Below are 10,606 nucleotides of genomic sequence, written 5' to 3'. Positions count from 1 at the left end.
ATTCAGATAACTATATGACCGGTCGGCAAAGCTGCTTTTATAGGCCTGTTGAAAGTTGATGCTATTAAAATACAGGTCGCTGCCAAAGGTAAGGCCTGTTATGCGCTTGCCTTCGCTAAAGTTTAATGGTACACGTAAACCGCCATGCACTGCGGTTTCGTTCCAGTAAACGTATTGCCCTTTATAAAAACTTCGCCTGTCCAGAGTGTAATCTGCCCCGGCCGAAATATAAGGGAACAATCCACCGTAAATGGCATCAAAGCCAAATTGCTTATAACCTTCATTGGTATTGTAATCAAAAGACAGTTCGGACTGGAAAGTATTCAGCACATTCTCGCCGGTGATAGCGAATGAATAATTAGGGTCGCTGATGTTAGGGATGATACTGTGAAAATTAAACAAACCATGGGCTTTTGAATAATTAGTAACCGGTAATGGCTTATCTGCTATTCCTGCAACCATATTAGCCGCCGAATCTTTTTTAAGCGCGGTGATACCCAGCTCAGGCAAATAACGTGCATAATCGCCGCCTGCGGCTATCCATTTCAGGTCTTTTTTATTGGCCTGGTTTATTTGATAACCATCGGCAGTAAAGCCTACCCAGGCCAGTTTATTATCGCTTACGGCTGGCTGATAGTAACCTATTCCTTTGTCCTTCCCGGTAGGCAGCATTTCATAAATGCTTTTATTACCAGGCATCATCACAAACAGCCGGTCGTTCTTGCCATCAGTTTGAGTAAAGTAAAGCGTATCTTTTTTCAGGGCGATAAAACCTATCGGGCGATAGCTCAGCGGCGTTAAATATTCTGTTTTACCGGTAGCGATCTCTGTAAGGGCGATGCCCATCTTCCCTTCTTTATCACGGGCAGCTGAGATTAGCTTGCCATCTCCATAAAACTTTGGATAAGTATAAAACAGTCCTTGCGGGTTTGGGATATCCTTTTGCACTTTGCCGGCTGTATCCAAAATATGCAACAGGCTTATCCCTGACGCGTCAACTTGCACAGCGACAATACTTTGACCATCGGCGCTAAAAGCCGGCGAAAAGTATTTTGCTTTTGATGTGATACGATGCTCCTGCCCTGTTTTTGTATCAAGCAGCGTCAGTTCACTGTAGTTACGATATCCCCAGCGTAAGTCAGGCCGATAGGATGCATAAACTATTTTGCCGTTGTTATAATCAAAATAACTATCTAATGAGTAGGAACGGGTGCTGAGTTTTACTTCCTTATTACCTGTTTTAATAACGAAAGCAGGTAAATGATCATAAGTATTTTCGGCGTAAATGAGTGTACTATCATTTACAAATGCCGGGTATTGCCGGTTGGCGTCAAAGTGTTTTTTCCGTTCGGCAACCGGCTGGGTGTTATCTTCGGCAAATTGCTGTTTGAAATAACTGAATCCGTTATTTGAAAAGGTTTTGAAACTTTCGCCGGTATATTTTTTAACCGCCCATTGAAAAGGGTAAAAGCCGCCACGATATGCCGCAGCATCATGTGTTACATTCTTCCATAGCTCACTACCGTATTTTTCACGGCCATAGGCTACCATCATATAGCCAAGCGGATAATGGTCGGGCACATAATCGCGGTATGAGCCATTGCGGAGCTTCATATAGCTGTAGTTTTTATCCGCAGCCCATAATGCACGGTAGCCGGTAAAAAAATAAGGTAACCTGCCCCTGCCTTGTTCGCTCACCAGGGTTTCGTTAAATACGGCGTCGCCTTCAAAAAACCAATTGGGCACGGCAAGGTCATTACCCAGCGCCTGCCCACCCTCGCCAAAAATTATACGAAGAAAGCGCGACAGGCCTACATTAAAATTATTGTACTGCTGCACATGCCGGAACTCATGAATAGCCAATTGCTGAGGCCAGGACAGGCTGCCTATTTCGAAACTATTTTGGTCGGGAGTTAAAAAAAACTCGCTCCTGAAGGGCGCTAATCCTACATAGCCGTTGGCTACTGTGGTTTGATTTTGTAAAACAATACTGATCTGCTTTTGCTTAAACCCAATTGTTGGCTTTACCAAACCGTTCATTTGCTGAACAATATTGGCAACCCTTAAGCCTGCCGAATCCAAACCAGCCGGGAATATTACCCTGGCGGGTGCTGTGTTTACCTGTTTCCACTTTATTGACGGCGGGTTACCACCAAACACCTGCGCTTTTGATAATGTAGCAGAAAATAAAAGCGCCGGAAGAATTAATTTTTGAAGCGCTTTGTAACCGGTAAACAGATGATTCATTGAGGGTGAAAGTAAGTACAAATTGTAATTTAAACAACAAAGCCGCTTACACAACGCTTAATAATTTGAACTGGTATAAAACAAAAAACACCCGCCGGATGGGCGGGTGTAAGACAAGGTTAAGGTTTAGGTTTTAAATATGTTTCAATTATCCAAAGGCAACATTTGCAGCCTGTTATATATAGTGGAAATTCCTATTTTGCAAGTTTGAATCGTTGCTTAAATTTCATCATTAAAAAACGTTCCCGCAATCCGTTAAATCACTGAATTTTGTACCGTTAAATAACGGTAGATAGCCCCACAAAAAACCCTGTCTGTTATTGACCGGGTTTCCTGTTTTATATTTTAATGACCTTACCACTGTTTTGTTTGGGAGGTTTATTGAGATCGGGCTTGGGGATGTGTTTTATAATGGAGATAAGTGCATGAGCAATAGTAGCAGTTGCTTTCACGCCAAAATGAACAAAGGGTTTCATTACCTCCCAGGCGTTGCTACGCTGATGCTGTACCTGCGGGCCGCGTTTGCCTATCCTTTTTATATCGTTGGATACCATAATTTTAGTTTTAAATGCTTCACATAAGAAGCATAAAAACCTTGCCATAAATCAGGCGACAAGCGCAAGGTAACTTTTTATAAGTTTACGCCACCTTTTTCTTTAGTTCGATTACCGTAACCTCCGGCCAAATACCCAACCTGCCCGAAAATGCCAGAAAGCCGAAACCCCGGTTCACATACAGATAACGGTTCTTTTCATTAGCGAGGCCAGCCCAGTCAACATAACGGTATTTTACAGGGCTCCACCTAAACCCGGGGATCTCTACGCCGAATTGCGCGCCGTGAGTATGCCCCGATAATGTGAGATGAATGGTGGTAGGATTATAACGAACCTGCTCTTCCCAATGGGATGGATCATGCGAAAGCAGTATTTTAAAGGCATCTTGAGGTACACCCTGAAGCGCTTTATCCAAATCGCCCAACTGTATAAATCCCTTACCCCAGTTTTGGATGCCAATGAGGGAGATCTTTTGTCCGCCTTTTTCGATGCTCACATTTTCATTAAGCAGCAGGCGATAATCTAAAGCTTTGTGATGCTGTTTAAGCTTATCCAGGTTCGCTGCCTTTTCCTGTAAACTGTCCCAATGAATATAGTCGCCATAGTCATGATTTCCCAAAATAGAAAACTGCCCGTAAGGAGCTTTGATCTGCCCGAACCTATCTATATAAGGTTCAATTTCTGAAGCTGCGTTGTTTACCAGGTCGCCGGTAAAAACAAACAGGTCGCTTTTTTGAGCCTTAGCCAGGTCAATACCGCGCTGCATAGCCTCCGTATTGTCAAAACTGCCCGAGTGGATGTCCGAAAGCTGGGTAATGGTAAAACCATCAAAGGCATCAGGCAGATCCTCAAAATAAAGCGTGGTTTTATGCAGCCTATAATCGTATTTCCCCTTAAACATGGCATAAAAAAGTGAGGTAAAAGGCACGGCAGCTACCAGCACCGCTATCTCGCTGATAAACTTACGCCTGCCGGGAAAGGCTGATTGCCCATTTGCTCTGTCTGAACTGCTAATCAAATTGAAGATACCTGCAAAAAAACGCCCAAGATCACCCAGGGAAAGTATGATGACAAAGAAAAGCTTAGTGATAAAAAAAGTAAGGAACAGGCTCAGCATCCACTCGTGAAACGGACGCATCCCATTTGCTGTACTAAAAGCACCGAAGCCCAATAAAAATAAGGCGGTTACGCCTACAGATATGATCAGGTATCCCCATAAAACAATATTGCGCCACAGGTTTGATGACCAGTCGGTAGTTAGGGTTTTAAGGCCGGAGTGGATGTACCAATCAAACAATAAACTAATAAACGCTATGATCGCGAACACCTTTAAAAAGCCACTATTGTGCATATAAGTATGTATAAAACTGCAATTTAAAAAAGTAAAGGTAATTGAAGGGTAAAATTGCCGAGGGATTCGGGTTTGGATTCAAGAACTTTGCCGTTTTGAACTATAGTTTCCCATTACACATTAAAATTCCGTCATGTTGAACTTGTTTCAACACACCACTCGCTAAGCAACCACGCTGAGTAAATCGGCGACTTGTCCTGTGGGGTGCCGAAACAAGTTCTGCATGACGTGGTGAAGATGTCATTTCTCCTTCAAAGTCAGTGGACTCTCAAAACTAAGGCTGACAAAAGAGTGTATGCCCGTTCCTCCACCCCTTCTTTGTACTTTGTAAAATTATAATCTCAATCCTGAAACCCTAAATTCGTATCATCCAATTTATATACTTTTAAACCCTCATCTCACATCATCAAAAAATGAAATTAAAACATTTGCTGTTAGTCGCAAGCCTTTTAACAGCAGCACAGGTATTTGCACAAAAGCAGCCCAAAACGGATACTGTTTTCTTTGAAGATTTTAATAAACCAACCCTCAACAGGAGCAAATGGAACGTTGAAGTTACAGGCCATACCGTTAATGACGAACAGCAGGCTTATGTTGATTCGGCGGCTACTATTTATATGATCGATGGCAAAGACGAAGGGGCAACAAATGGCGCTTTGGTTTTAAAAGCCCTGTATCAGCCCGGCTTTACCAGCAAAGAGCAACGGAAATATGATTTTATTTCGGGGCGAATTAACACCCGCGCTAAAATGGAATTTACTTACGGAACCGCGTCCTGCAGAATGAAAATGGCATCAGGCGCCGGCCTCTGGCCAGCCTTTTGGGCGCTTGGCAATGGGAAATGGCCCGATTGCGGCGAAATTGACGTCATGGAAACCGTGGGCGACTCGAGTTGGGTAAGTCACGCCTTACACGGACCGGGCTACTTTGGTAATACACCGCTTGCAAAACGTGTATTTTTCCCAGCGGGGATTGATGTTACACAATGGCATGTATATTCGGTCGATTGGTCGCCGGAGAGCCTTGTTTTTAAAGTTGACGGCAAAGTAACTTATACAGTAACCAAGGCTATGGTCGAAAAATATGGCCGCTGGGCTTTTGATAACAAAAAATTCATCATTCTTAATTTTGCTTTAGGCGGTGGCTATCCGGGCGGCGTTAACAAGGTTACGAAGCCATATCACGGCCTGTCAGAAACTACAGTTAACAAAATAAAAGCCGGCGATGCCAAAACCATTGTAGATTGGGTGCTGGTAACTAAACCCGCGAATTAATATTGTTGACACATTTGTAAAATAAAGGTTATTTAAATTTTACTTTCATAAAACATACGGTAAATTTTATTGCCATATTTTTGAATTATCAAAAAACACATCATCTACCCATGGCAATATTAACCGTTCAAATCCCCGACACAGAGATCCTCACACTATCAAGCATAGTTGAACAAATATCAGGCAGTATCATTAAAGTTACTTCTGAAGAAGACATCAATCAAGGCGATTGCATTTTGCATAAAGACGACCTTTTTATTAAAAACAAACTGGAAAACAATCTACACCATAAACACCTTTGGAACGATTGATTTTCAAATAAAAACGATCCCGGTTTTTAATCGCCATAAACAAAACAGGCCGTGCTTCATCAGTACGGCCTGTTTTGTTGTATTTACCTTTGTTTAATTATGTATAACTACACGTTCGTGTACACGAACCCTTTCGTCGTGGCGGTGCCTGCGGCGCTCGCGGTATTCGGCAGAACAGCTTGTAAAGCCCATTGCGACTAATATTAACAGTGCAATTGAGCGGGAAACAGTTGTTTTCATAGCAAATGATTTATAAGTTTTCAATAGATATAGTTATATCCAAACACTTATCATGCCATACAAATAAAATAACAAACGCGGTAAAGGGAATGTTACAGTAGCCTATTCTCAATTAATAACAGGCTAATCGGTAACTGCAGCACCTCGCTTTGCGATGACCCGGTTGATCCAAACAAACAAAAAGCCGATGAGCAGGAAAGCTACAAGCATCAACAATGAATTTATAGCAACCCGCGATAATCCTAATGTATCAATATTAAGAAAGGGATAAGGATACAAATGACTGATACTGCCCCTGATAAATATATAAACCGAATATCCTAAGGGAAACCAAAGCCAGCTTAAGGCCCGGCTCCATTTTAAACTTGCTTTTGGCACATATACTAACCAATAAACTACAAACAAAACCGGGTTTACGGAGTGCAGCAGTTCATCAGCCAGCTTAAACAAACCTTCGGGATGCCACAAACTGCGGAGCACCAGATTATAAACCAAGCCTACTATAGTGATATATAAAGCGATGGCACTGAAAACACGCGGCTGAAAAAAGTATTTTCCTAAACGGCTATTGGTTTTAAACAATGCAGTAAGGCATATAGCTGCAAGTAAATTACTGAGGATTGTAAAATAACTAAATAGTTGTACCAGCGTGCCGCCAAGGCTTCGCCCTTCTTTTAAATAAGCAAAAATTGATATAGTTATTTGTAAAATTAAGCTAAACCATATAATAACAGTAGAGACATACAACCATTTACGGCCTTTAATCGTATTATTGATATGTAGTTTATATTGTTCCATAGCTATTTTTCAGGATTTGAATTTACCAAAAATGCCCCTGTAAAATAAGAACAAACTATATTCCCCTCTTAAATAAATAATAAATAACTAAACACAGTAACATAAATTTAATTTCATACGTATTATATTTATGGAGGATTTTAATCGCAATTAATGATTTTTTTGTTTTTTGGGATAAAATACGATAAGTACCTTCACAAAGTTGAATGACCTGATAACTAATCGCAATTAAAAATTTTCATTAAACGCTGGATGAAGTATGAGGGGTTATGTAAATATACCAGGATCGGTTGATTGTAACTGCTGCAAGATTTGCGGTGCAAGACCAATAATTGTGCTCATTAAAGATATTGGATATGTGGTTAAATGCCCTGTTGATGACAGTCATTACAGGACCCATCCGGGTCTTATTGATATTAATGACTGGAATGTGCACAACACCAATTGCATTAACCACCAAGAGGAAAAACTGATATTCAGTTTTCATTGAAATGCGTTTGTGTAATTTATTTGTGCGTTTGGATAAAGAAGAACCTAAACCTATATCTTTAGGCAATTAAATTACCAATCTAAAAAAATGAAACCTTTATTAATTGCCTTTAAGGCAGCCAAAATAACTACTTTGCTGCTGGCAATAATTGTGATTTTACCTGTAGTTTGTAAGGCTCAAAGCGGCACCGATATTTCGCCGGTGATTGATCATATTGCCATTACCACCAGCAACCTTAAAAAAAGCACCGAATTTTATACCAAAGTATTACACCTTAAAAAAGTTAACAATCCATTTGCCGATACCGTACATCAGTGGTACAGCCTTGGCAACAATGTAAAACTTCACGTTATCCAGGCCGAACGGAATGAGAAGCAGGTTAAAGGGGTACATCTTTGCTTTACTGTTTCGTCGGTAAAAGAGTTTGCAAAAACACTTGATCAAATGAGCGTCCCCTACTCAAACTGGAAAGGTGATAGTAAGGAACCAACCTATCGTGCTGATGGGGTACTGCAATTGTATTTTCAGGATCCAGATGGCTATTGGATTGAAATAAACAGCCCGGCTAAAAAATAAGCCGGGCCGTCAAACAATCACTAAACTAAAATTCTTGTAGTTTTTTTAATATTCCAGTTCCTGGCAATGGATACCAGCCTTTTGCAACAGCGATTCGATATAACGGGGTGAAATATCCTTTGCCTCTACACGTAAAATATTATCGCAATCTTCCAGGTCAAAATTCCATTGGGCTATGGCCGGTACCTTGGTCAATAAATTTTGCACCCGGCTCACCTGCCGTTTCTGCCGTACGCTTGTTGCAAATACCAGTACATCCATTGTAAAGCTATTTAGGGGTAAATAAATATTAAATTATATAAAGCTTAAAGCAAAACGCACAAAGCTTAAAGCTAATATCCTGATTGTTAATACGATCAATTAACAAATCTCATATAAGCCAATCTTTCTGTTTATTCAGCTTTCTTCTCCTCGTTAACAGTGGTCTTAAAATCATCCCAGTCACGGCCAAACCTGCCATGCCCGCGGCCTTTCCATCTGCACATACGGTCTTCCCACTGGGCACGAAATTTATCTCTGTCTTCAGGGCTCATATTCCTAAAACGTTCGGCCATGCGTCCGCGCATCCAGGGTGCACCTCCCCCGCCTTTTGGGCCGCCTTTACCAAAACCAAACAGTATTTTGCATAAAATAAATATGCCTACAGCCTGCCAGTAAGTAATGGTTGTTACGTGTAAAATATCCGGCAATAAATTATTCCAAAGCTGCATCACTATAAAGCTAATGACGGCCAGGCAAGCGATCACCCCAAGCGGGATGAAGAAAAATCGCCTTTTATAAAAAAATGGTTTCATGTTATATAATGTCTTAATTTTTAATATTCAGTAATTTCACGGTAAAGCTGGGCAAGCCGTTTGCGTAAGTGTAATACCGCATACCGCTTTCTTGATACCAGCGTGTTGGTATTTAGCCCGGTACGTTTGGCAATTTCCTCAAAGGGGATATCTTCAAGTTCATGCCAAACAAATACCTGTTTTTGTTCTTCGGGCAATTCATCCAGCGCAAAAAATAACTGCTCCCAAAAAAGGTTGCGCAAATACTCGGTTTCGGGAGTGGTAGCTTCGGTAAGGAGTATGGCTTTAAAGTCCGGTGCCTCATCGTCATAATCCTCATCATCGGCCAGCATATCATCAAGCAGGGTTTCCGTCTTTTTTCTATGCTTGTCAGTTATTTTGTTCCGGGCCACCCGGTATAGCCAGGCGCTGGTTTGTTCAATCGGTTCAGAATTAATAACAGCGCTAAACTGGTACCAAACATCCTGGAGTATATCCTCGGCATCGGCATCGTTTTTTACCCTCCGGCGAATAAATCCCAACAGGCTTTTACCATACGAAGCAATTGTTTGTATGATGTGGCTGTTTTTGTCCTGGGGCATTATCGCTGTTGTCAATTTCTTTATCCTTTTAAAGATACAGACGATTGTGATTTAAAAACATTTTAATTTTTTTTCAAAAAAATCTATTTAATACATAAAAGCCATTCGCGATAGCAAAAACGGCATTTTATTCAACCATAGCTCCAACTCAAATAAATGATGTTTAAACACAATAAAGATACTTTTGTCGAATTAAATTCATTTTAATTTAAAATACTTGAATTTTATTCAATTAATAACGAATATTACTGTATGATTAACGAACCGGAAATTATTTTAGATAAAACCGACCTGCATATCTTAAGATTGATGCAGGAAAATGCCCGGATCTCCAATGCCGACCTTGCCCGTGAGCTTGGCATGGCTCCTTCAGGCATACTGGAACGCGTAAAAAAGCTGGAACAGAAAAACGTGATCCAACAATATACCACCCGCATTAACCCGGTAGCGCTGCAGCAAAAACTGCTGGCTTTTATTTTTATGCGTGCCGCTGATGGTCCAGGAAGCGACGCTACATCAAGCGAACTGGCCAAAATACCTGAAGTGCAGGAAGTTCATCATATAGCTGGTGACGATTGCTACCTGATAAAAGTACGCACCTATGATTCGGCTTCGCTGATGAATTTAATGCGCACCCATTTCAGCAAGATCCCCAATATTTTGAGTACCCGTACCACCATAGTGCTCGAAACCAAAAAAGAACAACAACAACTGGTTATACCCGAAAAATAAATACACCATGACACCCACAACCGCAAAACCCGCATCACCCCTATTAGTTGTTATAGCTTTTGCTACTGTTTATATAGTATGGGGCTCTACTTACTTTTTTATAAAAATGGCAGTAGCCGGTTTTCCACCGCTGTTGCTGGGCGCGCTGCGTTTTGTCACGGCCGGTTTGCTGTTAATGGTGTGGTGCGCAATTAAGGGTGAAAGGATATTTGTAAAACAAAATATATTGCATGCGGCAGTAAGCGGTTTTCTGCTGTTGGTAATTGGTAATGGTGCGGTGATCTGGGCCGAACAAACTTTGCCAAGCGCCATGGTAGCCATTATGGTAACCTCGCCGCCAATTTGGTTCGTACTGCTTGATAAACCAAACTGGGGCACAAACTTTAAAAGTAAAAGCACCATTGCGGGATTGGTAATAGGTTTTATAGGTGTAATACTCTTATTCCGTGATCAAATTGCGGACGTTTTTGGATCATCAGCCGGGCCATCAAAATTACCGGGGATGATATTGCTGTTATTCGGTACTTTGGGCTGGGCTTCGGGTTCATTATATTCAAAACACTATAACACCAAAGGTTCTGTATCTGTAAATACAGCATGGCAAATGCTTGCAGCCGGTATGTTCTTCCTGCCTTCAAGCTTTTTAAATAATGAGATG

13 protein-coding genes are annotated in these 10,606 nt (G+C 41.2%); 5 read left to right on the top strand and 8 right to left on the bottom strand.

The window, feature by feature from the left end:
• The 3 genes from VF500_RS31270 to VF500_RS31260 all read right to left on the bottom strand — a co-directional run.
• On the bottom strand, positions 1–2,247 hold a 2,247-nt coding region (locus VF500_RS31270; protein ID WP_330863411.1), incomplete at its 3' end, for a hypothetical protein.
• A gap of 338 nt (positions 2,248–2,585) precedes the next feature.
• A complete protein-coding gene (locus VF500_RS31265) occupies positions 2,586–2,801 on the bottom strand; it encodes a hypothetical protein (protein ID WP_330863410.1) in 216 nt (71 codons plus the stop codon).
• Positions 2,802–2,886: 85 nt separating this feature from the next.
• Positions 2,887–4,152 carry a metallophosphoesterase gene (locus tag VF500_RS31260; protein ID WP_330863409.1) on the bottom strand — a complete coding sequence of 422 codons (1,266 nt, stop codon included), beginning with the start codon at positions 4,150–4,152 and terminating at the stop codon, positions 2,887–2,889.
• Between the two features lie 413 nt (positions 4,153–4,565).
• Here VF500_RS31260 and VF500_RS31255 point away from each other — a divergent pair, with 413 nt between their 5' ends.
• Together VF500_RS31255 and VF500_RS31250 are read left to right on the top strand one after the other, a co-directional pair.
• On the top strand, positions 4,566–5,426 hold the full coding sequence (locus VF500_RS31255) for a glycoside hydrolase family 16 protein (protein ID WP_330863408.1): 861 nt from the start codon (positions 4,566–4,568) through the stop codon (positions 5,424–5,426).
• Between the two features lie 110 nt (positions 5,427–5,536).
• Positions 5,537–5,737 carry a hypothetical protein gene (locus VF500_RS31250; protein ID WP_121227708.1) on the top strand — a complete coding sequence of 67 codons (201 nt, stop codon included), beginning with the start codon at positions 5,537–5,539 and terminating at the stop codon, positions 5,735–5,737.
• A 93-nt stretch (positions 5,738–5,830) separates the two neighbouring features.
• On the opposite strand, the gene VF500_RS31245 is transcribed toward VF500_RS31250, so the two are convergent.
• Positions 5,831–5,977 (bottom strand): hypothetical protein, encoded by a 147-nt coding sequence (locus VF500_RS31245; RefSeq protein ID WP_330863407.1) that lies wholly within the window; start codon positions 5,975–5,977, stop codon positions 5,831–5,833.
• Between the two features lie 123 nt (positions 5,978–6,100).
• Positions 6,101–6,775 (bottom strand): Pr6Pr family membrane protein, encoded by a 675-nt coding sequence (locus tag VF500_RS31240; RefSeq protein ID WP_330863406.1) that lies wholly within the window; start codon positions 6,773–6,775, stop codon positions 6,101–6,103.
• Between the two features lie 577 nt (positions 6,776–7,352).
• Between VF500_RS31240 and VF500_RS31235 the strand changes: the two genes are divergently transcribed.
• Positions 7,353–7,841 carry a VOC family protein gene (locus VF500_RS31235; RefSeq protein WP_330863405.1) on the top strand — a complete coding sequence of 163 codons (489 nt, stop codon included), beginning with the start codon at positions 7,353–7,355 and terminating at the stop codon, positions 7,839–7,841.
• Between the two features lie 45 nt (positions 7,842–7,886).
• Here the strand turns inward: VF500_RS31235 and VF500_RS31230 are convergent, their stop codons facing one another.
• From VF500_RS31230 to VF500_RS31220, 3 genes are all read right to left on the bottom strand, one after another.
• Positions 7,887–8,102, bottom strand: coding sequence for a hypothetical protein (locus VF500_RS31230; protein ID WP_330863404.1), 216 nt, complete (start codon positions 8,100–8,102; stop codon positions 7,887–7,889).
• Positions 8,103–8,233: 131 nt separating this feature from the next.
• Complete coding sequence (locus VF500_RS31225) at positions 8,234–8,635, bottom strand: hypothetical protein (RefSeq protein WP_330863403.1); 402 nt, start codon at positions 8,633–8,635, stop codon at positions 8,234–8,236.
• 20 nt (positions 8,636–8,655) lie between these two features.
• Positions 8,656–9,231 (bottom strand): sigma-70 family RNA polymerase sigma factor, encoded by a 576-nt coding sequence (locus VF500_RS31220; protein WP_330863402.1) that lies wholly within the window; start codon positions 9,229–9,231, stop codon positions 8,656–8,658.
• 237 nt (positions 9,232–9,468) lie between these two features.
• Here VF500_RS31220 and VF500_RS31215 point away from each other — a divergent pair, with 237 nt between their 5' ends.
• Both VF500_RS31215 and VF500_RS31210 read left to right on the top strand, forming a co-directional pair.
• Positions 9,469–9,948: an Lrp/AsnC family transcriptional regulator gene (locus VF500_RS31215; protein WP_330863401.1), complete on the top strand. Its 480-nt coding sequence runs from the start codon at positions 9,469–9,471 to the stop codon at positions 9,946–9,948.
• A gap of 7 nt (positions 9,949–9,955) precedes the next feature.
• Positions 9,956–10,606 (top strand): EamA family transporter (locus VF500_RS31210; RefSeq protein WP_330863400.1); only part of this gene is annotated, 651 nt, incomplete at its 3' end.

It is taken from the genome of Mucilaginibacter sp., assembly GCF_036383575.1.
Classification (GTDB): domain Bacteria; phylum Bacteroidota; class Bacteroidia; order Sphingobacteriales; family Sphingobacteriaceae; genus Mucilaginibacter.
The sequence above is the reverse complement of the archived record's forward strand: the minus strand, read 5'-3'. Positions and strand labels throughout refer to the sequence as shown.